19 protein-coding genes and 6 pseudogenes are annotated in these 23,053 nt (G+C 53.2%); 9 read left to right on the top strand and 16 right to left on the bottom strand.

Translation table 11 applies throughout. From position 1 onward, the window contains the following. Window positions 1-199: 199 nt before the first annotated feature. The 5 genes and pseudogenes from FQ192_RS24335 to FQ192_RS24320 all read right to left on the bottom strand — a co-directional run bounded on the left by FQ192_RS24335 (window position 200) and on the right by FQ192_RS24320 (window position 4,051). Entirely contained in the window at window positions 200-970 is a 771-nt protein-coding gene (locus tag FQ192_RS24335) for an EAL domain-containing protein (protein WP_218585796.1), read from the bottom strand. Between the two features lie 71 nt (window positions 971-1,041). Then, window positions 1,042-1,476, bottom strand: a pseudogene (locus tag FQ192_RS35135) (methyl-accepting chemotaxis protein); the annotation flags it as partial. A 108-nt stretch (window positions 1,477-1,584) separates the two neighbouring features. Next, window positions 1,585-2,268: pseudogene (locus FQ192_RS35130) on the bottom strand (PAS domain-containing protein); the annotation flags it as partial. Between the two features lie 858 nt (window positions 2,269-3,126). Beyond that, the gene (uraH, locus tag FQ192_RS24325) at window positions 3,127-3,537 is read right to left on the bottom strand and encodes a hydroxyisourate hydrolase (RefSeq protein ID WP_149660821.1); all 411 of its coding nucleotides are present in this window, start codon (window positions 3,535-3,537) and stop codon (window positions 3,127-3,129) included. 10 nt (window positions 3,538-3,547) lie between these two features. Beyond that, window positions 3,548-4,051, bottom strand: a complete 504-nt coding sequence (locus tag FQ192_RS24320; protein WP_149660820.1) for a heme-binding protein — start codon at window positions 4,049-4,051, stop codon at window positions 3,548-3,550. Between the two features lie 150 nt (window positions 4,052-4,201). Here FQ192_RS24320 and FQ192_RS24315 point away from each other — a divergent pair, with 150 nt between their 5' ends. The 7 genes and pseudogenes from FQ192_RS24315 to FQ192_RS24285 all read left to right on the top strand — a co-directional run bounded on the left by FQ192_RS24315 (window position 4,202) and on the right by FQ192_RS24285 (window position 11,236). Further along, a complete protein-coding gene (locus FQ192_RS24315) occupies window positions 4,202-4,873 on the top strand; it encodes a heavy metal response regulator transcription factor (protein WP_149660819.1) in 672 nt (223 codons plus the stop codon). Next, window positions 4,870-6,240 carry a heavy metal sensor histidine kinase gene (locus tag FQ192_RS24310; RefSeq protein WP_149660818.1) on the top strand — a complete coding sequence of 457 codons (1,371 nt, stop codon included), beginning with the start codon at window positions 4,870-4,872 and terminating at the stop codon, window positions 6,238-6,240. Before FQ192_RS24315 ends, FQ192_RS24310 begins: the two co-directional genes overlap by 4 nt. Window positions 6,241-6,549: 309 nt before the next feature. Next, window positions 6,550-8,109 (top strand): sensor domain-containing diguanylate cyclase, encoded by a 1,560-nt coding sequence (locus FQ192_RS24305; protein ID WP_149660857.1) that lies wholly within the window; start codon window positions 6,550-6,552, stop codon window positions 8,107-8,109. 288 nt (window positions 8,110-8,397) lie between these two features. Further along, window positions 8,398-8,913 (top strand): annotated as a pseudogene (locus FQ192_RS24300) (TerC family protein); the annotation flags it as partial. Between the two features lie 83 nt (window positions 8,914-8,996). Then, a complete protein-coding gene (locus FQ192_RS24295) occupies window positions 8,997-9,314 on the top strand; it encodes a transposase (RefSeq protein WP_149660817.1) in 318 nt (105 codons plus the stop codon). Continuing rightward, complete coding sequence (tnpB, locus tag FQ192_RS34580; RefSeq protein ID WP_149660816.1) at window positions 9,311-9,646, top strand: IS66 family insertion sequence element accessory protein TnpB; 336 nt, start codon at window positions 9,311-9,313, stop codon at window positions 9,644-9,646. The genes FQ192_RS24295 and tnpB overlap by 4 nt, the downstream gene beginning before the upstream one ends. Window positions 9,647-9,709: 63 nt before the next feature. After that, complete coding sequence (locus FQ192_RS24285; protein WP_149660815.1) at window positions 9,710-11,236, top strand: IS66 family transposase; 1,527 nt, start codon at window positions 9,710-9,712, stop codon at window positions 11,234-11,236. An 83-nt stretch (window positions 11,237-11,319) separates the two neighbouring features. Here the strand turns inward: FQ192_RS24285 and FQ192_RS24280 are convergent, their stop codons facing one another. Then, entirely contained in the window at window positions 11,320-11,826 is a 507-nt protein-coding gene (locus tag FQ192_RS24280; protein ID WP_149660814.1) for a hypothetical protein, read from the bottom strand. Between the two features lie 299 nt (window positions 11,827-12,125). Between FQ192_RS24280 and FQ192_RS24275 the strand changes: the two are divergent. After that, window positions 12,126-12,593, top strand: a pseudogene (locus FQ192_RS24275) (TerC family protein); the annotation flags it as partial. A 554-nt stretch (window positions 12,594-13,147) separates the two neighbouring features. On the opposite strand, the gene FQ192_RS24265 reads toward FQ192_RS24275, so the two are convergent. Then, complete coding sequence (locus FQ192_RS24265) at window positions 13,148-14,125, bottom strand: DMT family transporter (protein WP_149660813.1); 978 nt, start codon at window positions 14,123-14,125, stop codon at window positions 13,148-13,150. After that, window positions 14,122-14,694 (bottom strand): TetR/AcrR family transcriptional regulator, encoded by a 573-nt coding sequence (locus tag FQ192_RS24260; RefSeq protein ID WP_149660812.1) that lies wholly within the window; start codon window positions 14,692-14,694, stop codon window positions 14,122-14,124. Before FQ192_RS24260 ends, FQ192_RS24265 begins: the two co-directional genes overlap by 4 nt. A 443-nt stretch (window positions 14,695-15,137) precedes the next feature. Here FQ192_RS24260 and FQ192_RS24255 point away from each other — a divergent pair, with 443 nt between their 5' ends. Next, a complete protein-coding gene (locus tag FQ192_RS24255) occupies window positions 15,138-15,374 on the top strand; it encodes a hypothetical protein (protein WP_149660811.1) in 237 nt (78 codons plus the stop codon). Window positions 15,375-15,478: 104 nt separating this feature from the next. Here FQ192_RS24255 and FQ192_RS24250 read toward each other — a convergent pair whose 3' ends face one another. The 8 genes and pseudogenes from FQ192_RS24250 to FQ192_RS35125 all read right to left on the bottom strand — a co-directional run. Further along, complete coding sequence (locus FQ192_RS24250; protein WP_149660810.1) at window positions 15,479-15,943, bottom strand: hemerythrin domain-containing protein; 465 nt, start codon at window positions 15,941-15,943, stop codon at window positions 15,479-15,481. Window positions 15,944-16,712: 769 nt separating this feature from the next. Then, window positions 16,713-16,853: a DUF2256 domain-containing protein gene (locus FQ192_RS24245; protein ID WP_149660809.1), complete on the bottom strand. Its 141-nt coding sequence runs from the start codon at window positions 16,851-16,853 to the stop codon at window positions 16,713-16,715. Continuing rightward, a complete protein-coding gene (locus FQ192_RS24240; RefSeq protein ID WP_149660808.1) occupies window positions 16,850-18,388 on the bottom strand; it encodes a cryptochrome/photolyase family protein in 1,539 nt (512 codons plus the stop codon). The genes FQ192_RS24245 and FQ192_RS24240 overlap by 4 nt, the downstream gene beginning before the upstream one ends. A 25-nt stretch (window positions 18,389-18,413) precedes the next feature. After that, on the bottom strand, window positions 18,414-18,719 hold the full coding sequence (locus FQ192_RS24235) for a DUF6482 family protein (protein WP_149660807.1): 306 nt from the start codon (window positions 18,717-18,719) through the stop codon (window positions 18,414-18,416). 14 nt (window positions 18,720-18,733) lie between these two features. Beyond that, a pseudogene (locus FQ192_RS24230) lies at window positions 18,734-19,445 on the bottom strand (SDR family NAD(P)-dependent oxidoreductase). 35 nt (window positions 19,446-19,480) lie between these two features. Continuing rightward, on the bottom strand, window positions 19,481-20,041 hold the full coding sequence (folE, locus tag FQ192_RS24225; protein ID WP_149660806.1) for a GTP cyclohydrolase I FolE: 561 nt from the start codon (window positions 20,039-20,041) through the stop codon (window positions 19,481-19,483). A gap of 144 nt (window positions 20,042-20,185) precedes the next feature. Next, complete coding sequence (locus tag FQ192_RS24220; protein WP_149660805.1) at window positions 20,186-20,650, bottom strand: thiol-disulfide oxidoreductase DCC family protein; 465 nt, start codon at window positions 20,648-20,650, stop codon at window positions 20,186-20,188. A gap of 67 nt (window positions 20,651-20,717) precedes the next feature. Continuing rightward, window positions 20,718-21,245: pseudogene (locus FQ192_RS35125) on the bottom strand (methyl-accepting chemotaxis protein); the annotation flags it as partial. Between the last annotated feature and the right edge of the window lie 1,808 nt (window positions 21,246-23,053).

The following is a 23,053-nucleotide window of genomic DNA, read 5'->3' as shown; positions in this document are numbered from 1 at the left end:
GTTCATCGATCCTATGTGTCGGGGAGCGTGATTTGTCTGTCGTAGTGACCTGCCGCAATTTGGTAGGCCTATGTCAGCATGGTGTTCGCATCGCTATCGGTCAGCCGATCCGAATAGATAAAGAGCCATTCCTATTGGTTAATTGGTCTTCCCACGCAATTTATTCAGGTAATAGATCCAGAATGAGTAAACCTTATACCTAGCCAATGTTCGGTATCGGCCAGTTCACGTTAGGCAGTGTTTCATATTCGGGCCTTGCGAACAGATAGCCTTGATAGAAGTAAATGCCGAGGGCTAGTAACTGCTGTAATTCAGCATTGGTCTCTACGCCCTCTGCAATCACATCAATTTTGAGAGCTTTGCATACACCTAATATACCTTGGACGATTGCCTGTCGCACCGGGTCAGTGCCTATGCTACGTACCAGGGTCATGTCCAGTTTTATGATGTCGGGTTGAAACTCTGCCAGCAAATTGAGCCCCGAGTACCCAGCACCGAAATCATCTATCGCTGTCTTGAAGCCTTCAAGGCGATATTCTCGAATGATGCTTTTTAGATGTTCCTTGTCCACCAGTTCTTCGTTTTCGGTGATCTCGAAAATCAGCCTTTCGGTAGGAAATCCAAATCTGCGTGCGGCTTCAAGCGTCGCACGAATGCACGTGGCTGCTTGATATACCGCATTGGGTAAGAAGTTGATGCTGACAAAGCAGGGTATTTGTAAGCGCGAAGCAAGCTCAACAGCCTTGACTCGACATGCTTGGTCAAAGGCATAACGGTTCTGTTCGTTCACCTTTCCAAGAATGGCAGCGGCACCACTGCCATCGCAACCACGTACCAAAGCCTCGTAGGCAAAAATACTGTTGTCGCGTAGATCTACGATTGGCTGGAACGCCATACTGAACTCAAAATCCAGTTCATTGCCCTCTCGGCAGGCGCTACAAGGAGATACTGGTCGTGATTTTTCGTTCATTCAAACCCCGCTTTTCAATCACTATCCATGTGTCGATCAAACCAAGATTTTGCACATGCCGCAAAGCTGAATCATCTAGCTAATGTCGACGAGAAATTGCTGATCGCCTTTACGACTTGGCGAGCACTATCCTGAATATCCAGGATTACTTGACCAGCCTCACCGGCTAATTTGACTCCTTGTTCTGCCTTGTCTTTACTTGCCTCCATCCTGGCCACTGCCCCCCGGGCCAATTCACGATTGTGCTGCACCACCTCGACAATCTTGATGGTCGCCTGGCTTGTGCGCGAAGCAAGATTGCGCACTTCGTCTGCGACCACCGCAAAACCTCGACCCTGCTCTCCGGCACGAGCGGCTTCGATGGCGGCGTTTAGCGCAAGAAGATTCGTTTGTTCGGCGATGCCACGGATGGTCTGCACGATGCTGCTGATTACTTCCGACTGCTGACTGACATCATTGATACCTTCGGCTGCGTGATTCAATTCGCCAGCCAGGCTTTGCATGACATCCACGGTCTCCTGCACCACTCGGGCGCCTTCGTGTGCTGTATTGTCGGTTTTCAGTGAAGTCTCGTAAGCCATGCGTGCGGCTCGTGACTCAGTTTCCTGCTGGAGAACCTGAGCCGTGATATCGCTCGCAAACTTAACTACTTTGTAAAGGCTGCCGCTGGCGTCGAACACCGGATTGTAAGTCGCACGTAACCAGACTGTTTGTCCCTGGTTGTTGAGGCGTTTGAAGTTACCGGAGAAAAATTCGCCGTGATTCAGGCGCTCCCAGAACTGGCGATACTCGTTGGATTCACTTTCGCTACGCTCACAGAACAGACGATGGTGCTTGCCAACAATCTCATCCAAACGGTAACCCATCGCTGCAAGGAAGTTTTCGTTGGCGCTGATGACTTCTCCCTGTCTGTTGAACTCAATGGTTGCCATGGAACGGTTAATCGCATTGATTTGGCTCTCCTGCTCTTGTTCCTTCCGCACCCGGTCAGTCACATCAGTAGCAATCTTGACGACCTTAATCACCCGTCCAGAGGCGTCGCGAACAGGGTTGTAACTAGCCTCCAGCCAGATCTCACGCCCCTGTTTGTCCAGGCGCAGGAAGCGGTCGTTTATGAACTCACCATTACTCAGCCGTGACCAAAAACCTTGATAAGCGACGCTGTTGGCGTATTTCGGTGTACAGAATAAGCGGTGATGCCGGGAGTGAATTTCCTCAAGGCGATAGCCCATTACGCTCAGGAAATTGTGATTGGCGCCGAGGATCGTGCCATCAGGTTGGAACTCAATCAGAGCCATGGAGCCACCTAATGCTACGAGGGTGGCTTCGCAGTCAGCCAAACGCTGCTTGCTGATGGTCAGTTCTTTTTTGATTTGCGAGTTGAACATACGAACCTCAGTGGTTATGAACTGCTTGGCACTTTCATCAATCCAACGCAAAATCTATACAACGATATTGTGATTGTACAAGAAAATTCCAGATTGAACACGAGGGAAGCATGTTGATCGCGAGTAATGCGCTGATCGGGTAGGGGATTGCGCACCGGCAATAGACTATCGGTTTACGTAGCTTTTGCACTCTCGGCAGAGCACTCGATATCCGACTGAAAGGGGCGTGCGGATTGCACCTCAAGTGATTTTAGTGGCCTAAATTCCTAACGTTTGCGGCACGAGAGCGTCAAGACGCGGGTTCAATCCGATCACAACGGATACCAATAAATAGCGGTTGGGACTCATTGGCGCCTCTGCGCAGGTCATTGATGTATAGCGCGCAGAACGGGCATTCATCGATAAAGTAAGGCGTCACCGCCTGCTGATCAGTCTTGTGCGAATTTCAGAGTCTTGTATAGGTTTTTATCAAGTAAGCACAGGAACACACTGAGGATGGACGCTATTCTTTGCGCCTTGAAATCCACCGCATGCCTTGTCTCGGCATGACCAATCGGGTGGGGTGATGAGTGGCCTGCAGTTCATGGTCGAGGATCAGAAAGGTGCTGTCACCGGCATCCCCCCCTGAAACGTGAACCAAGCCTAAGGAGTGAGCGTGGTTCATTGCTTAAGGTTTTGATGCCGAAAAGTTAATCGACAGTGCCGCCCTTTTGAGTAGGGGCGGCTGTCTTCACGTTCGTGCGGTATCCATTTTGTATCGTTTAACGATCAATTTCCTCGGTATGTGGAGAATCCGTATGGACTGAGTAGTAACGGAATGTGGTAATGCGGGACGGTACCATCCACCTCAAAAACGACCGGTACTTCCGGAAAGAAGCTGGAGGTTTTGTGCGCTTTGAACCACTCACCGGTCTTGAAGGTGACACGGTAGGTACCTTTCTCCAGACCCCGACCTTGCGGATACAGCTCGGTGATACGACCTTGCTCGTTGGTTTTCGCGCTGTTGAGCATGTCCCAGTCTTTCCCATCCTGTTTTTCCAACGTGACATTGACTCCAGGGGAGGGCAGGCCATCCTGCAAGTTGAGTACATGCACGCTCAATGGATTTGCTGCCGCTGATGCAAGGGCTGAAAAGGCACTTAATACTGCGCCAGCGAAGAAACTTTTCAATACAGTCATAGTGATGTCCTTAGTTTTTAACGGCAGGTAAAACTTTGTTGATAGCGACCTCTGCACATCCTTCATCGTGTGCAGCGCCCCCCGCACCAGCCACCCCGATGGCGCCGATGACCTGACCATCGAATTTCAATGGCACGCCTCCGCCGAGCAGCAACAACTCATCGAGGGTGTTGAGGTTTTCAGCATCCGGATTAGCGCGAGCGCGTTCAGCTAACAACCGCGTCGAAGTCTTGGTCGACAGGGCGGTATAGGCTTTGCGTTGCGCGGCTAACGTGTTGTGCGGGCCGACATTGTCATCGCGTTGCACGGCAACCAGATTGCCGCCTCGGTCAACAACTGCGGCAACGGCTGTGCGGCCATCGGCGTGACAGGCTGTCAGCGCGGCAGTCAGCAAATCGTTGGCCATTGCAAGTGACACGTCCTTGCGCTGCGCAACTTGATCCGAGCCTGCAACGGCGAACGCAGAGCTCATTGCAAGTGTCATTAGCAATGAAGTCGATAGGCTTGTACGCATGCTGTTTCCTTGGTGGGTTGAGTCTGTCTGAGTCATTGCCAGACATCATGACCAGCCCACCCCGTCAGGATGATTGCCGCCTGATTACCAATATGTAATGTGAGAAATCAGCGAAGCGGGCTAGCCTGTGCTCCAGTCGTGGAGGAAAAAATGCGTATCCTGGTGGTTGAAGATGAAACGAAAATGGCGGATTACCTGCGCAAAGCCCTGACTGAATCGGGTTATGTGGTGGAGATCGCCCTTGACGGGCTGGATGGCCAGCATTTGGCACAGGAGAGTGAGTTCGACCTGATCATTCTGGATGTCATGCTACCGGGGTTGGATGGCTGGCAATTGCTGCAAATCATCCGGCGTAAGTGGCAGACCCCAGTACTGTTTCTCACCGCACGTGATTCAGTGGATGATCGGGTCAAAGGGCTGGAGTTGGGGGCCGATGATTATCTGGTCAAACCCTTTTCCTATGCCGAGCTGTTGGCACGCGTACGCACTTTGCTACGCCGTGGCCCGCCTCGCGAGGTTGAGCATTTTGTCGCTGGCGACCTGATCCTGGATTTGTTGCGACGCAAGGTAACGCGCAATGGAGAACGTCTCACCCTGACCAACAAGGAGTTCGCGCTACTGCATCTGCTGCTCAGTCGTGAAGGGGAGGTGTTATCGCGCTCGCTGATTGCCTCCCAGATCTGGCAGATGAACTTCGACAGTGACACCAATGTGGTGGATGTCGCTATTCGCCGCCTGCGGGCCAAGGTTGACGATCCTTACGCGCTGAAGTTGATTCACACAGTGCGTGGCATCGGTTACATGCTCGAGGTGCAATCCTGAAACTATTACCGCGCACCCTGAGCCTGCGCCTGGCCATCATGTTCGCACTGGTCAGCTTAGTGTTATTGGGCTCAATTGGTTTTTACCTTTATCAATCGCTACAGCGAGAGATTGCCTGGCGCGATGACCAGGCATTGCTGGGGCGCCTGGAGCGAATGCAGGCGTTGATCAGCGATAGCGATAGCATCGAGCAATTGCAAGGTCGGCCCAAGCTTTACGAAAACATGTTGGGCAATCGCGACAATCTGCTCTGGATCGTCGATGACAACGGTAGGGTGTTGATCGAAATCAACCCGGTGGGTATGACTTTTCCAAAGTTGCCGGCTGCCCCCCAGGCTCGCCTTGTTGAGGATCACTCTTCCGAGCCTGTGCGGCTAGCCTGGCGGGATGTCGTACAGGGTGATCGCAGCTTGACCCTGATCGCTGGCAAGTTGTTGGGTGAGCGCGAGCAGATGCTGGGGGTTTACCGACTCAGGCTTTGGCTGGCCATGTCAGTCGGAGCGCTATTGGCTTTTGCATTCGGTTGGTGGGTGAGTCAACGAGGCCTTCACCCTGTTCGCCTGCTGGCCAAGCGCGCTGCCGGAATCGATGTGCAGCATCTGCATCTGCGGCTGGATGAGTTCAGTGAGCTGAATGAGCTCAAACCGCTCTGTAATGCCCTCAACCAGATGCTTGCACGCCTTGAGGACGGATTCGCCCAGCTTTCACGTTTCTCGGAAGACCTCGCCCATGAGATGCGAACCCCACTAGGCAACCTGATGGGACATACCCAGCAAACCCTGAGGCGCAGTCGCTCTATCGAGGACTATCAGAACTTGCTGGTTTCCAATCAGGAAGAGTATGAAAGGCTGGCGCGAATGATCGACAGCATGTTGTTTCTCGCTCGCACCGAGCAACCCAACGCTTGCGTAAAGTTCGAGCAAATCGACCTGCACGATCTGATTGAGCAGCTTTGTGAGTATTTCGAAGGGGTAGCGCAAGAACGAGATGTGCATCTGATAAACCAGGCCCAGGATCAATTGCTGGGTGATCCAGGCTTGATCCGTCGAGCACTGGCTAACTTGCTGGCGAATGCGCTGCGCTACGCAACTCCTACCTCTGCAGTGACGATCAGCAGCAGGGTTTTGGAGGACAGTCTCGACATCACGGTGCACAACCACGGCGAGCCGATTGCGGCAGAACATCTTCCACGATTGTTTGAGCGCTTTTACCGGTGTGACCCCTCACGCAATCAACCCGACGATTCAGGCGGTCTGGGATTGGCCATCGTTCGTTCGATTATGCAACTGCATGGTGGTTGTATAACCGTTGTTAGCACTGACGCAGGTACGAGCTTTCACTTGGAGTTTCCCCTTATAAACGCTTGAGCTCGAACCGAAGCTATTGCACACGACACAGCGAGTGCTGGCAAATTGCCCTATAGTGGGTTTCGTTGCAGCAGTGAACATCTAGGAAGCAGAAAGTGGGGCTCGAAAATTTTTCTTTCGAGCACATGCGAAAGGGGTAATCGCAGTGCAGAGCAGAAATCGTATCGGATCTGACACCTTGGGAATTGTTTTCAATGCTCAGCGACCTTCAAATCGGCATTTATCGGTCGTTCACCCGCGATCTCGTTTAGCTTCAACGGTGCTTGCCAAGGCTCGGCTCTCGCTCTGCGCCTTGGAAAAGTTAAAGTGATGCTTACTAGGCGGAACAGCTCCCTGGCAGGTTTCATTATCCTCGCTGTCGGATTGGTTGGCTTTTCAGCCCTGTTACTGCTGAAGTCCGAGACTGAACGTAGAGAAAAGCGTTTCTCGGAATACGTGCAGAATATTTCCGGCATCGTGCGCAATCAGCTTGATACTAATGAGGCGGTGCTGGCGGGTTTCTCGGCATTTCTTCAGGCCGTCGATCAGAGCGATACGGAAGCTGCGGCCCGGTATGCAGCTGTCGTTTTAGCTGCTTACCCTCATATTTACATGCTTGAGGCGGCGCGGGCGGTACCCATCGCCGAACAGGCGGCTTTTGAAGATCTGTTGCGCCGTACTTGGCGTCCAGACTTTCAACTCAAGGATTTTCCGAGTCTCACTCACCAACCTGCGCAACATCAGGTCTATCTCAATGAGACTTGGCCTGTATTGTTCATGTACCCCTTACTCCCTGAATCGAGTTCGATCTATGGCGTCAAGCTAGAAACCGTCGCCTATCTCTCCTATGCGTTGGCTCGAACACACAATAATCAGAAGCCGGTCGTATCGCCTGTTTTCTCAATGTATGAGGGGGGGGACGCTTACATTCTGATGCAGTCAGTCATTCGTCCTGAACAGGATCGAGAGAACACTCGCCCCAATTTCTTTGGCAGCACGATGGTGTCTTTGCTTTTGATCAAGACGGATTCGCTACAGGATGCTGTGAGTTATGCGAACGTAGATCCCCTGGTTCGCGTCAGTGCTGTCCTGAAAACCGCTGCAGGATCTGAAAGCAATGTCTTTTCAACGCAGACCGAGCAGGCCGGTATCTTGGATCGCTTCCTATTACCGGCGCTATCTGACCGAGTCGAGATTAGGAGTGTTTCACAACCGATGATCTTGTTGTTTGAGCGTCAGTTGCGATTGGGCGATATTCTGACAGCGGAAACATTGATCATCCTTGCGGTTCTCGCGGGGGCATTCGTGCTTGTGCCTGTGGCGTTGATTCGGCATTTCAAAGCGATCGAAAGAGCAGAGGTTGAACACGAACGCTCGGCTTATCTCGCAACTCATGACGTGCTCACCCAACTGCCTAATCGCTACCTTTTCGCCGATCGATTTGATCAGGCCTACTCCGATTGGAAAGTGAACGGGGTTCCGTTTGCCGTGCTGCTGATCGACCTGGATCACTTCAAGGATATCAACGATAAGTACGGCCATGAGGTCGGCGATCAGGTTCTCCGAGCGGTCGCAAATCGCATGCTTCAAGCCACTCGCTCGTGTGACACCATCGCACGCTACGGCGGGGATGAGTTCGTGATTCTGGTTACAGGCATTACCCACCCCGAGAGTGCTGAACTGAAGGCGGCGAGGGTGCTCGAGACCATCGCGCAGACAGTCGTGACCAGTGCAGGAGAGCTTTCAATATCGTGCAGTATTGGAGTCTCGCTGTGTCCTATCCATGGCAAGAGTCTCGATACATTGCTTAAGGCGGCGGATCAGGCCATGTATGGCGTTAAACAACTGGGGCGAAAAGGAGTCGCGATGACTGAGTCCCCGGAAGCTTGAGATGCTTATAGGATATTCAGGCTCATTTAATCGCTAAGTTCGGCAACAAAAAAGCCAGGGAGCCAGGCTCTGTTAAAGGCTCTCTGGATGCAGATATCATTTCTGCATATCGGCATTCCGACTTCCGCTACGACCTACCGATTTGAAATAACTTGCAAACCTTGCGTGATTGAGAAACCCCACGCGTCTCTCTAGATTTGAACTCGCAATGCCGGGCCCCTCTGACAGCTACCCGCTGCCATGTCGGAGTTGCAGTTTGTATAACTTCGACACTTAGAGGAGGGGCTCATGACTGCCCTAGAACCGTTCTTCCTGGCCGAGTTCCTCGGCACCGCCACTTGGTTTTGGCTAGTCTTTATAAGCATCGTGATAGGCCTGTTGGTCTTCGACCTCGGGGTTCTCCACCGTGAGCAGCGAGAAATCGGCGTTACTGAAAGTCTGCTGCTTTCTGCTGGCTATATCACGGCTGGCTTGCTGTTCGGCCTCTGGGTCTGGCAGGTCAAGGGTGTTGACGCCGGGATGGATTTCTACTCCGGTTTTCTGATCGAGAAATCGTTGTCGATGGACAACGTGTTCCTGATGGCGATGATCTTCAGCTTCCTCTCTATCCCGCGTAGGTATCAGCACGAGGTGCTGTTCTGGGGCATTCTCGGTGTCATCGTGCTGCGCGCGATCATGATTGGCCTGGGTGCGGCGCTGATCGCCGAGTTCAGCTGGATTCTGTATGTGTTAGGCATCTTCCTGCTGGTAACTGGAGTGAAGATGCTGTTCAGCAAGGTCGATGCCCGTAAGCGGATGGCAAACACACCTTCCGAACTCCAGCATTAAGGGCGATTGTGTCCGCGTAAATTTAAGCGGACGCAATTACCCTTAATGTCAGGATCGTCATGCGCCAACGTAAGTCTTACCCGAAATCCTTCAAGTCTCAGGTCGTCAAAGAATGTCAGCAGCCCGGTGTTTCGGTCGCGGCCATTGCGATGAGCCATGGCATCAACGCCAATGTGGTTCGCCGATGGCTGCCCCTTTTTAGCGATCAGCAAGCCAGCACGCTGCCAGCGTTCATTCCGTTGAAGGTGGAACCAAAGCGAAAGGTTGAAGCGTTAGCGACCGTCGAGCTATCGCTGGGTCAGCAAACCCTCTCCGTCAAATGGCCCATCTCCGATCCTGAAGGCTGTGCCCGTTTTGTCCGTGGCCTCACTCAATGATCCGCATCGACGCCATCTGGCTGGCCACTGAGCCCATGGATATGCGCGCCGGCACAGAAACCGCGCTGGCTAGGGTGATTGCGGTGTTCGGTGCGGCGAAGCCGCACTGCGCTTATCTGTTTGCCAATCGTCGGGCCAATCGAATGAAAGTCCTGGTGCATGATGGGATTGGTGTTTGGCTGGCGGCACGCCGGTTGAATCAGGGGAAGTTCCAGTTGCCAGGCATTCGACAAGGTTGCGAGCTGGAGCTGGATAGCGAGCAACTTCAGGCCCTTGTACTTGGTCTTCCATGGCAGCGTGTTGGCGCTGGCGGTGCAATCACGATCCTTTAAAAAGGCAGTAATTAACGCCTGAGCCTGCTACCGCAGGCGGTCTGCTTTGGTAAAATCCACGGCATGACTTCCTTGCCCAACCTCGACCAAATGACCCCCGACCAACTGCGTGCACTCGCTGCGCAGTTGATGTCGCAGGTCGACACCATGGGCAGAAAGAGCCACCGCGATAACACCATCATCGAGCAGCTGACCCACGAGATCGCGCTCCTCAAGCGGCACCGGTTTGCCAAGCGCAGCGAGCAGATCAGTCCTGAGCAAGGCAGCTTGCTCGACAATCTGCTAAACACTGACCTTGAGGCCATCGACGCTGAGCTGACGGCACTCCAGCCGGTTACTGCTCCAGAAGAGGCGCGCCAAAAACCAAAGCGCGCGCCGTTGCCGCCACAGTTTCCACGCACCGTCATTCATCATGAGCCAGAAAATACTCAGTGCTCCTGCGGTTGCCAGCTCCAGCGCATTGGCGAGGACGTCAGCGAGAAGCTCGATTACACGCCAGGCGTGTTCACCGTCGAACAACATGTGCGTGGGAAGTGGGCCTGCCGTCAGTGCGAAACATTGATCCAGGCGCCGGTACCGGCCCAGGTGATCGACAAGGGAATACCTACGGCAGGTCTGCTCGCTCATGTAATGGTGGCGAAATTCGCCGATCACTTGCCGCTGTACCGGCAGGAGAAGATCTTTGGCCGAGCCGGCTTAGCCATCGCGCGTTCAACTCTCGCGCAATGGGTTGGACAGACTGGTGTGCAGCTTCAGCCATTGGTTGATGCCTTGCGAGAAGCTGTTCTGGCCCAACGAGTCGTCCATGCCGACGAAACTCCGGTGCAGATGCTTGCGCCCGGACAGAAGAAAACGCACCGCGCATATGTCTGGGCTTACTGCACCTCACCGTTTTCGGCGCTCAAGGCTGTGGTCTATGACTTCAGTCCGAGCCGCGCCGGTGAGCATGCGCGTAACTTCCTCGGCTCGTGGAACGGCAAGCTGGTGTGCGATGACTTTGCTGGCTACAAAGCAGGCTTCGAGAAGGGCATGACCGAAATTGGCTGCATGGCCCACGCCCGCCGTAAGTTTTTCGATCTGCACGCGGCGAATAAAAGCCAGTTGGCTGAACAAGCACTGCACTTGATTGGCGGGTTATACGAAGTTGAGCGCCAAGCGCGTGACATGAGTGACGAGGATCGCTGCCGAATACGGCAAGAAAAAGCAGCGCCGGTGGCGAAAGCGCTGCACAACTGGATGTTGACCCAGCGCGATCTTGTGCCCAACGGCTCAGCAACGGCCAAAGCCTTGGATTACAGCCTTAAACGCTGGGTAGCGCTGACGCGCTACCTGGAAGATGGGGCTGTGCCCATAGACAATAACCCGGTGGAAAATCAGATCCGACCATGGGCGCTTGGACGTTCCAACTGGTTGTTTGCCGGGTCGCTGCGCAGCGGTAAACGGGCCGCGGCGATCATGAGTTTAATCCAGTCGGCGCGCATGAATGGGCACGATCCGTATGCCTATCTCAAAGATGTGCTGACGCGGCTGCCCACGCAGCGATCCAGTGAGATCAACCAACTGCTGCCGCATCAGTGGATGCTCGTCTGAGTCACGCAAGGTGATTTCGGCGAGCGCTTATCGCCAATGTCGTCTTGACCCACAATCTCGGAGCCAACCTCAAAACTAGAACTCTATCGGCCAAGCACGCTCTCTAACCAATTGCAGTCCTGAAACTGGGCAGTAAACTCAAGCAGCTCTCGGTTGATCTGGTCAACTGTTCCAACTATCTCGCTCTCAGCCAATGAATAGGCATCCTCGAAATAGCCGCACAGGCTAAGAGCGTCAGGAAAGTCGTAATTCGACCGAAACCAGGATTGGTAAAGTCCTTCTGCTAAGACCTTTCCAAAATCAGGATCTACAAGGAGTCGTTCATGTGCCTTGGCGAGCACATAGGGCAATACCTCTGCGCGGCTCAAGGTGGGCGTCCCGACTCGAAGTAACTGACTAGCAGTGTCGTACCGATTCGAGTCACTCATCAGTGCAAGCTCTATCAGTTCGTAGGCAGGATTTTCCCGTGTAATGATCTGATCATCCGCCCATTGCACAATGTCCGAGACCTCAAGGACACGTAGCTCCAACGCTTCTCTTAGATAAGCGATCTGGTCATCAACGCTAGGGCTGTAAATGTTCCTTGTCATGCTGCCTTCCCGATTTTTCTACCGGTAACTCTACCCTAATTCAGCGCTGAACCTTGCTGTTTGCTCCGAGAAAACGCAGGTGGTAGAGATTCTAGAAACCGTGCCAGCTGGAAGGTCGGGGATGCAATCAGGCTCATTCCAATATACGTCGTCCTGTCGATCAGGTCGCCAAAAGACGAGTCCATGAGTGGTCTTCCGGGCAACATAACTTCCTGATGGTCTCCTGAGGATATGGCTCGGGAACGTGTATTGGCCAGACGGTTACCGATGCCCAGCCCAACCTTAGCGATAACCTGCTGGTGAAGTTCCTGCGCAAACACATGCGGGTGACCGAGCAACTGCATGAAGGGCGCTTCTTTGTCCGTCAGGCGGACGCCAGCGGCAAGCCCGTGGTCTGGGCGACGCCGTTGTTCTTAGCCTTGGTGCTGATCGAGTCTGCCGACCTGGTGTTCGCCGTGGACAGTGTGCCGGCGATCTTCGCCATCACCCAAGACCCCTTCATCGTCTACACCTCGAACATCTTCGCCATCCTTGGCCTTCGTGCGTTGTATTTCGCCCTGGCGGCGATGATCCACCGCTTCGCCTATCTCAAGTACGCGCTGGCACTGGTGCTGGTGTTTATCGGTGGCAAGATTTTCCTGGTCGGCATCATCGGCAAGATTCCAGCAGTCATTTCCCTCAGCGTAACCCTAGCGCTTCTGCTGGGCGGTGTGCTGCTGTCGCTGTGGAAAACCCGCGACCAGGCCTCTGCTGGCTCGCATGAGTAAATCCCAAAAGGTGGCGGCTGGGGTTCGTTCCGTATTGCGCACCTGTCCACAGGTGATCGGATCGGCAGAGATCTTTGGGTTCGCAATGCCGAAAAGTCGCAGAACAACTTCGAGTATTGGAAGACCGGCATCTTCCGCTTCTGCGCCCAAGATCCAGATGTCGAAGGACTGGCCGCCAAAGTAGTTGCCGCTGGTGGCAAGCAGCGCATGCCCGTACGCGAGTATTTCCTGGCGAGAAGCCATACCGCATGGTCTATATGGAAGACCCTTTGGCCACATCCTGGAAATCTATAGCCACAACTACGAGCTGATCTATTCGGCTGGGACTTACAAGTTACGGTTAGCGGCCTGGGTTCAGAGGGCCTCAGTATCATCTCCTGTGCGACTCGATGAATTGCTACCGCAAAACTGGGCATCTATCAAAGAGGTGTGATTGCCGCTCGCTTACGCCGTAACCGTCCGCGAAACACACCTTCCCGACCTGGGCACTCAGGGCAATGATGCCAAATCAATCCAAAGCGGACACCTGAAATGCCCATACCGGCAAAGTCGCATTAGTTTTGGCTAAGGTCAGTGATCCCACCACGCGTCGCGGGGCGTGTTTGCCGGCGATAAAAGGCGTGAATAGCCCATGTCACCCCTACCAATAGCAACCCTGTCCCAAGCGCTTCCATAGGAGAGGGCCAGCGTTGGTTGATGAGCAGGCCCATCGTAGTTGCATAAATGGTTCCGCTGGCGATCAATTGCCCGCTGAGCGCCAGAGGTAGACGCCGAGTTGCAATTGACCATGCCCACGCACCTGCAAGGGTAGCCCCTAACCCCTGAATCAACCCACAGACTATTAGCGCCTGAGTACCTGCTAACCCGCTCGGATGGCTAGCGAAGTGGGACAGGTTTAAGTGCAGACCAACGGGGATGAAGGCCAGCATCTCGACGCTACACATGAAGATCAGCATGGCTGACCACAACATCGGGGACATGCTTGGGCGCTGAGCCAAAGCACTTTCATTTAACAATCCAAAACCAGTCCAAAATCCAATTGCCATTAACGATGCGAGCAGCCCAAGCAGTATCGAAGCTGTAGGGAGTACTGAAGTCGCACGGCTAAGATCAAACACGCTCAGATTGACCAAACCTATCCCCAAGGCCGCCACCACCAGCGGCCCGGCAATGGCGCGCCAGGGCACGCTGGAGCTTCGCATGTTGCCGGCAATCGCGAGCACAATCGGTACTGACCCCATCATCACAGGAGGGATCACCGGCCCAGCTGCCAAGACCGCAGTGGTGATCAGGAAGAAGTAGCCGATGTATCCCAAGAAGCCCAGCAGTGCGGCACAGGCCCAGTCACTCAGTCGCAATTGCCGCACTTCGCTACGGTAAACAAACAGCACAAGCAGGCTACCTAAACCGGCAAAGGCATAGCTCACCACAGCCAGATCAAAAAGGCTGTAATCGCCGACCAACCCCGGAAAGATGTAGAGCAGCGACCAGGAAAAAGTGGCGGCAATGGCCGCTAATAAGCCTAGGGTCATACGCTCTGCTCCTGCTGGCCCTGCTTCCGGATCCAGCAATGAGCTACGTGTCGGGCAGTGTCGAATACCCGCACGTCCTGGCCCATGGCGCCGCTTACAAAACTGCCCTCCAGTAAGATAAACAGCCCCTCAGCAACTACGTCAGGGTCACTTATACCGGCGCTCACGGCCAAGGCATTAAGATTGTCGCGTATCCCTTGCTTATGCCTGCTCACTGCTAAATGTACAGGGTGGCTAAAATGGGGGAATTCAGCCGCACTGTTGACGAACAGGCACCCGCGTTCGCTGTCTTGTAAAAGAAAGCGTTGATACAAATCGAAAAAAGCGAGCATGCCACTGACCGGGTCAGGATGCCCTGCCAAGGTGCGCGCTACCTCTTCACGCCAGCGTCGGTCACGCTCCTCAAGGCAAGCCACTATCAGCGCATCCTTGGAGGGGAAATGGCTGTAGAGCGTCATCTTGGTAACACCCGCCATCGCGGCGATGGCCATCACACCAGTTATGTATATACCTTGCGACAGAAACAGCTTCAGCGCTGAGTCAATCAAGCGTTCACGGGTATTGTCCAATTTAAGCACTCCGGCATAGGGACGGATCTAACTATACTGACCGGTAAGATTGAGGTGCATCCAAATACGACCTGAATCATGGCCGCTACGACACAGACCGCAGCATGCAAAAGCAGCAGTAAATCGCCGGATTTGGCCAGCCAGGACGTTCGTTACGCTAGCTAAACGCCCCCTGCACACGAGTGGTTAACGCATACGCTCTTGCCTCTGGTATGTGACGGGAATCGATCCACGGGTAAGGATGTGCATTTCTGGGGCTAGTTGTAGAGGTCGGCAAAGCGCCAATAACATCATCTTTGAAGCCGATTACGCTTGCAGCGACGTGTGAGGGCTTGCCTATTACACCGGATAAATTACCAAAGCTGGAACAAGCCCGTTTTCTGGCAATTTAGTACCACGATGCTATCTTTTAACGGCTTCCAACCGAAATGGAGTTCTATGAAATGGCTAGTCGTCTTCAAGAAACCGATCGCTTCGAAGCAATAGGTAAGTCTGGACGGCAGTACACGATTGTTGAATCAACGAGCCAGTCGTCACGAGACGCCATGATTGGCGATGAGTCAAAGTGGGTTAACGGATCATCATATTTGCGCGCGATAGATTTTGGGCCGGTCAGTCAAATCAGCGATTCCGAGTTTATAATTTTTCTCACCGGAGAAAAAGTTAAGAGGCTTAAATGAGCGCATTGCAATATTCCGATTACCAAGTCAAGTAAAACAAACCGAGCTTGTTAGTTCGCGGACTAAGTAGTAGCTAGAATTTTAAGGTCTACGGTAAGACCCAATTAATGCCACTGACGCTTTATTTCATGCCACTGCTCGTCTGACAGCCACTTATCTGCCAACGGAAAGAAAATATTTTCCTCCGAGTCCATATGATCGAAATATTTTTTGATAAAGTCATCGATAGTGTCAGCAATTACTCTCGTTTCCTGAGTTGTGTCCTCCAACATCTTCAGCTGTCCAGCAATGCGACCAAATGCTTGATGATCTCGCTCGATATCCTTGACCCGTTGGTGGATCGGTGCCTCAGTCCCTAGCAAAGCCAGCCGAATAAGTTCTTCATTTTCATGGTGGTGTCGTTCTGCATCACCATGCATGGCTTCCAGCATCTTGAACAAGAGCTTGCAGTCATCAGCACCATCGGATTCGGATTCATGCCTCATCTTCCTCAGCAACTCTTTGATCTGAGTGATTTTTATAGCCACCTCATGATGATATGACTGAAGTTCTTTCAACAAGACGTTCATATCAAAACCCCTTAACGACACCAAACCATCACGGCGAAATATTTCTTAACCCGCGACCTCCAAGGTAAACAAATTTTAAATCTCTATATTTATCAATACCTTGTTAACTGAGCTCACCAGCATGATTTAACATCGTTAGTATAGGCGAGCACAGAGCTCTCACCCCCTAAAATTTGCCGCCCTTTGAAAAAAAATTAAATATGAAATGAATAATCATATGTACCATTTTGATCTTTCGGATATTAGCCAGCGAATACGGAGGGAGAGAGCAGTGCCGCCCAAAAGGTAGATCCCGTGCCTTTTTTACGAAGCTTCCAATCGACTCATGTCCGGTCGTGCTCCCCATCGGAAACTGACAACGGTCGCTTGCGATGGAGGCTTATGGCCGCTAATGGTGAAGGGGGCTTTGAGAAGGCGTGAAGATGATATCGAGATTTGTTGTTGTCCCTGCAATTCGAACGTAAACGGGATCCATGCGGAACGGAACGCGTTTCTACTGCGAGCCCACGACTAGAGGTTTTAACCTCTATAACAATGGGGAGAAGCTGCGTCGGAAGACCACCTACCAGACTCGAGTTGAAGCTGATCTTGAGTGCGAGCGGCAGAACCTGTAGCAACTAAAGTCGTTTTTACAGTGGCAAGCTATGCCTTCTCACTAGGCATTTACCAATGCCTTATGATTATCCGGCGCTAAGCGTTGCGATAAAATCGTAGAACCTCGGGTGCTTTGAATCCCAGCAGGAGACGTACGCTTATCTGATTCACATTCTCAGCATTTAATGCTTCTGCGCCGTTGGCAACGCTCCGAGCAATAGCGCACCTCAGCCCAGCAGCGCGCCCATTTCTTGCGCCAGGCGAAAGGCAATCCGCAGACCGCAAAGGTTTTGACCAGGAGTTCACTCTTCTTCAAAACGACTCCCCGACATCCAGTTTGGCGAGCAGCTTCTGGCCACGATCCCACAGCGCCTGCTGCTTTGATTCAGTCATCTGATCGAGGTTTTTGTAGACCATGCCCATGCGCTGATTGCTGCGCAAAAGATCGCCGTGACGCATCACAAAATGCCAGTAAAGCGAATTGAAAGGGCAGGCGTCGTCCGTCGTGCTTTCAGTGACTTTGTACGCGCAGTTACGGCAGTAGTCGGACATGCGCTTTATATATTGGCCACTGGCGCAGTAAGGCTTGGAGCCCAGGTAACCGCCATCGGCGTGCATCACCATGCCCAATGTATTGGGCAGTTCGACCCAGTCGAACGCGTCCATGTAGATCGCCAGGTACCAGTCGCAAATCTGGCTTGGTGCGATGCCTGCCAGCAGCGCAAAGTTGCCGGTCACCATCAACCGTTGGATATGGTGGGCATAGGCATGTTTCAAACTTTGGCCGATTGCCTGGCCCATGCAGTTCATCTTGGTATCGCCTGTCCAATAGAACGGTGGAAGCGGTCTGCTGTTGCCAAACAGATTGCCGCCGGCGTAGTCGGGCATTTTCAGCCAGTAGACGCCGCGTACGTATTCACGCCAGCCAATGAGTTGGCGGATAAAGCCTTCGGCGGCGTTCAATGGAATCCTGTGCGACCAATACGCAGCCTCGACGTCGCTGCACAATTGACGCAGATCCAGCAGGCCAATATTCAGCGCGGCGCTGATCCGCGCATGGAACAGGAAAGGTTCATCACTGGCCATCGCATCCTGGTAGTCGCCGAAGGCTGCCAAACCCCAGTCGAGGAAGTAGTCCCACAGCGCTTGGGCATCGGCGTGGGTGACCGGGTAATCAAAAGTCTCGAGTGCGCCGTAGTGGCTGGAGAAGTTTTTTGCGATCAGCGCCAGCACGTCTTGGGTTATCGCATCGGCTGAAAAGCCCATGGGCGAGGGGGCTCTAAAGCCTTTGGGAAGTGCCTTTCGGTTTTCGGCATCAAAGTTCCAGGCGCCGCCGACCGGGCTGCCGTCGCCGTTGAGCAACAGGCCACTCTTGCGTCGCATCTCACGGTAGAAGAACTCCATGCGCAGCTGCTTTTTGCCTTCTGCCCAGGACGCAAATTCGAGTCGGGTGCAGAGAAAACGGCTATCGGTATGCCACTGGATCGCCAAGCCACAATTTTTCAGCGACTGCTCCAGGCGCCAGTCACCGCATTCTGTCAGGTGCAGCTCATCCGGTTGCAGCAGTGACTGCCAGCGCCGTAATTCGCCCGGCACCGATCCGCTATTTTGCGGGTCATCAAGCGTGACGTATTGCACGCGAATACCGCGCTGTTGCAATGCCTTGGCAAAATGGCGCATAGCACTGAAGATCAGCGTTATTTTTTGCGGGTGATGGGGCACATGGCTGGCTTCCTCCATCACTTCGACCAGTAATACCGTATCGCGCTCGCTATCCAGCTCCTTCAATGAGGCCAGTTCAAAAGATAACTGGTCACCCAAGACCAGGCATAGTCGGTGAGACTTGTTCATTCGACTGGATCCAACGGAATGAAACTCACCAGGGCGCAGTCAGTGAGAAAGGAATGCGTAACGACTCAATTGGCCCTTCACGTGAACCGCACATCTCGTCATGGACGCACTGCTGCACGAGCGCGCAGGGAAACGTAGGGACAAGCTGCAACAACTCACGTAGGTGATTGATGGAGCGAAGGTGCATAGGCTTCGCCGTATCGTCCAGCAGCGTGAACTGGCCATGATCCGTCCTGACTCGCGCTAGATAAAAACCGCCCTCCAGCGACAGCAACTCCAACTCGCAAACTTCGCCATTCGCGGCCCGTTCGGTCAACGCTTGCAGATTCAAAATTCACTCCCTGCCTACCAAGGTAGGCGTTCTCCGGTATAAGCAAAGAAATTGCCGCTGTCTGCAGGCGTCAAACGGTCAATCAGTGATAACAACTCATGGGCGGCAATACTTGCCGGCCTGGCTGCAGAGGCGCCACGAAAGGGTTGTGACAGGCCCGAAATGACGGTGCCGGGATGAAGAGTAAATAAGCGGGTCTGAGGGCGTGTCCGCGCTAGTTCGATCGCAGCCGTTTTAATCAACATGTTCAACGCTGCCTTGGAGGCGCGATAGGCATACCAGCCACCCAAAACGGTTGTCGCCGATACTGCCCACCTTGGCGGAGAGCACCGCCATCGCGCCACGAGGGTCAAGCAACGGTAGAAAGTGACGCAAAACCAGCGCAGGCCCGAGCGTATTGACTTGGAATATCGCCTGGAGCGCATCCGCTTCAATCGCGGAGTAACTTTTTTCAGGTTTGATGTCGTCGCGATGGAGCAGCCCGGCAGCATTCAAAATCAACTGGTATGGGGCCTCTTCAGCTAATTCGGCAGCCGCCCTGGGAATACTGTCGGGCTTTTCCAGATCCAGTCCTGGAACACTGTTGCGTCCCAGCTCACGAACAGCCGAGCATCGTGGATCTTCATTGAGCAACTCACAAAATGCCGTGCCGAGCGCTCCACTGGCGCCTATCACCAAGGCACGGTAGCCATCGCCAAGGGAGTTCATTTTGAAGGTTCTATTCATTTAGCCTCTCCCGCAGACAGTCGCGATTTTTGGCGCTAACCGAGTCGCCCTATCAATTGCAGGAACTCGTGACGCGTAGCGGACGAGTCGCGAAAGGCGCCTAGCATCACCGATGTGGTCATCACCGAGTTTTGCTTCTCCACGCCCCGCATCATCATGCACATGTGCTTTGCCTCAATAACCACAGCCACACCGGCGGCATCGGTCATGTGCTGAAGGGCGTCGGCAATTTGTTTGGTAAGGTTTTCCTGAATCTGTAAGCGACGGGCAAACATATCGACTACTCTTGCGACCTTGGACAGGCCTAATACCCTCCCTGTCGGGATGTACGCGACATGAGCTTTGCCGATGAAGGGCAGCAGGTGGTGCTCGCACAATGAATACAGTTCGATGTCGCGCACGATGACCATTTCGTCGTTTAGCGATTCGAACAGTGCGCCGTTGATAACTTCCTCCAGATTCATCGTGTAGCCGTTGCATAGGTACTGCATTGCTTTGGCTGCGCGTTCGGGCGTGTCCAGAAGACCTTCACGCTCTGGGTTCTCGCCTACGGCGACGAGAATTTCCCGGTAATGCTCGGCTATTGATGGGTTCATTTAGACTCCTCGCAGCCATGCTGCGCTTAATGTGGCGGCAATCCTTGGCAGTAGGGGAGTGCCTGCTGCTAACCAGAAAAAACGTTGTTCACCAGATCAGCTATGCCCCAGCTTCTTCGTCCGGCCATGACAAAGCCAAGCTTCCTAGGTCTGCTTTGTTTTCAAAGTGGGCCGCTCGTCAGGTGCAGGTTTTGACTCCGGCACCCCGCAACGGTCATCGACACAGCGACGACGACCATCAGGGTGTGGAAGCCAAGCCAAATGGGGGCGTAAGCGGCAGAAGAGGCGATAACCTAAAGCAAGCAGCGGTCGGATGGCACGCCATGTCAGTGGAGCTGCCCAAAATCCCAAGCCGGCGGCTCGCCAGCTCCACAAGGTGGCGTCCAGACCAGTTACCCAGCGGCCATCGGCGAAACGGGCGTGCAGCGAGGACTGCATTTGCTCGAATGTGAACCCCAGTGCCTTGGCGTCGAACTCACCGCTGCTGATGTCAATAAATAGCAGTCGACTCTCTGCCGCGTGTCGATTAAGGATCTTGATTTCGCGCGCACACAGCGGACATTGACCGTCAAAGTACAGCGTTAGTGGCCAATCCTTTTTATTGTACATTTCTAGCGGCCTTGTATAGGTTTTGTACAAGGTATGCTGAAAGAAAAGGACTGACAATAGGCCTGCCCTAAGCCACGCTGAAAAATGCGACCTTATGGGTAAGACGATCAGCAAGCTGCGCTAACTCCTGGCTGGCCGTTGCAACTTCACGAGAGCCAGTTGCCGATTGCACCGTTGAGCTATGGATGCGCGTGATATTTTGCGCAACGTCTTCGGCCACGGCGCTTTGTTGGATAGATGCGCTGGCGATTTGGGCATTCATGTGGTTTATGGCGCCGACTTGCTGGCTGATTTTAGCTAGCGCCGTCTGGGCGTTGCGGGTTTGCGCAACGGTGTGGCTTACCAGTTCGCAACTATTACGCATGGTTTGTGCAGCCGTTTCAGTACCGCTCTGCAGTGTGCCTATCATTTCTCGTATTTCCCGCGTCGACTCCTGGGTGCGATTAGCTAGAGAGCGCACTTCATCGGCCACAACCGCAAACCCTCTGCCATGCTCACCTGCTCGGGCCGCTTCGATGGCTGCGTTCAGCGCCAACAGGTTAGTTTGCGTGGCAATTGAATTGATTACCTCGATCACTATTTCAATCTCTTCGCTACGCTTGGACACCTGCTCTACCGTATTGGTGGTTTCAACCAGTGTGTTCGCTAACTGTTCTATAGCGAGTGTGGTGTCCGCAACGACGCAATTACCGCTTACAACTTCAGCATCGGCTAGACTCGTTGCGTCCGCTGCTTGAGATGCATAGCCCGAAACTTCATTGACCGTTGCCGCCATTTGCGTAATGGCAGTTGCCACCTGCTCGGCTTCGCGGGTCTGCAGGCTGATTTGATTGTTATTGGTGGACGATGTGGTCAACAGCAGCCTAGATGAATTGTTGACCTCTTGGGCCGCAATGCGTACTTCGCTAATGGTATCAGCCAAACGGCTGAGGGCAGTTTTCAGGACGCCCATAACGCTGTTCGGATAATCGGTAACAATCATTTGTTGCAAGTCACCTGCCGCCAACCGTTGGATCGCCTGGGCAACCTGAGTCGGCTCAGCACCCAGTGTTGACTTGACGAAGCGAATGATAGAGATAGCCAGGATGATGCTTAGCAGCAGCGCTATCCCGCTGGCCATGAGCATCAGGCCTCGAAACTCACTAGCGGTGGCTTGTACCGCACTGAGTTGGCTTTTGATCGAGGCTTCTTCGTAGTCAATCAGTGCATTCACGCGTTTCAACCACTCACTGTATTCACCGGAGGTTTGGCGCAGCAGCAAAGCCTGTGCACCTGAAATATCTCCGGCGCGACGCAAAGCAATTACCGACTTAGTGGAAACTAGAGTTTGCTTCTCAATGTCTTTAATCGCCAGTAACAGCTGTTGCTCCTGCGATGTTACCCCTGCAGTTGCGAATAGCTGATCCATTGGTATGGCTGAATCGGAGTAGGCCTGTTCTAGATTGATAACTTCATTGAGGTGGACGGTTAAGTCTTGATCACTATCCACCAACACTGCGTCCCGAATACTAATGGCTCGGTTGTGCACGCTTCCGCGAAAGTTAATAGCGTAGCGTTGAATTTTCGCCGCATTTTCGCTTACGTTTTCCAGGGTGGAGTCGATAAAACCCACACGTTGGATGCCCACGGCAGTGATTAGTATGAGCAACGACACAATTACGGCGAAGCCAAGGCCTATGCGCGAGGCTAGTGAGATTGAGTTTTTCATCGGCGGAGCTCTTAGATAGACCCTATACGGGCAAAACTTGCTGGTTACTTTTTGCTATCCATGCCAAGGGCTACTTGTGTGCCTCTACCACCCATTTGAAAGTGAAGACAGACTGGCGAGGCACGAGCGCGAGCAGCTGGTGATAGCTGACTGATGGCAGAATGGCACACATTGCATAAAACCTATACACGAATTTAATTTTGTATAGGTTTTATCGCTTTTCGCAAAGTCGAGCCACTGCTGGCAGTCGCAGTCTGGTTTCGCTGATGCACCAAGATGGCGAGCGGATCGGTTCGTAAAAGCTAGGTGGCCCGATGAGGGAACTGGGATTAGTCAGAGAGAGCCCGGGCTCGTATGCTTTGACGCGACGGTGAAACGACCAGACATTTCCGAAAATTTGTAGTCGTGACTTTCGTGTTCTAGCGCCTGATCATCTCAAGCAGCGTCATCAGTCACTTCGCGTCATGACTTACTGCAAGCAGTCTTCGACGACCAGGCAAAGCACAGCTGGCGCGGTTTTCCTATTAATTTTGGTTTCAAGAATCTGTTCATTGCATTGGAACGCTTTAAAAACCCGCTCACGAAGAACTAAAGGCTGGAAGGGTTCTAGGGTGCGGTCGGCTTGGTAAATACAGGCACTGAGCATGATCTCAAGGATGCGAAACTCCTCATATGCCGTCGCCTGCTTGCCCGAA

Source organism: Pseudomonas sp. ANT_J12, assembly GCF_008370045.1.
Taxonomy (GTDB): Bacteria; Pseudomonadota; Gammaproteobacteria; order Pseudomonadales; family Pseudomonadaceae; genus Aquipseudomonas.
This window is presented reverse-complemented; position numbering and strand designations above follow the sequence as displayed.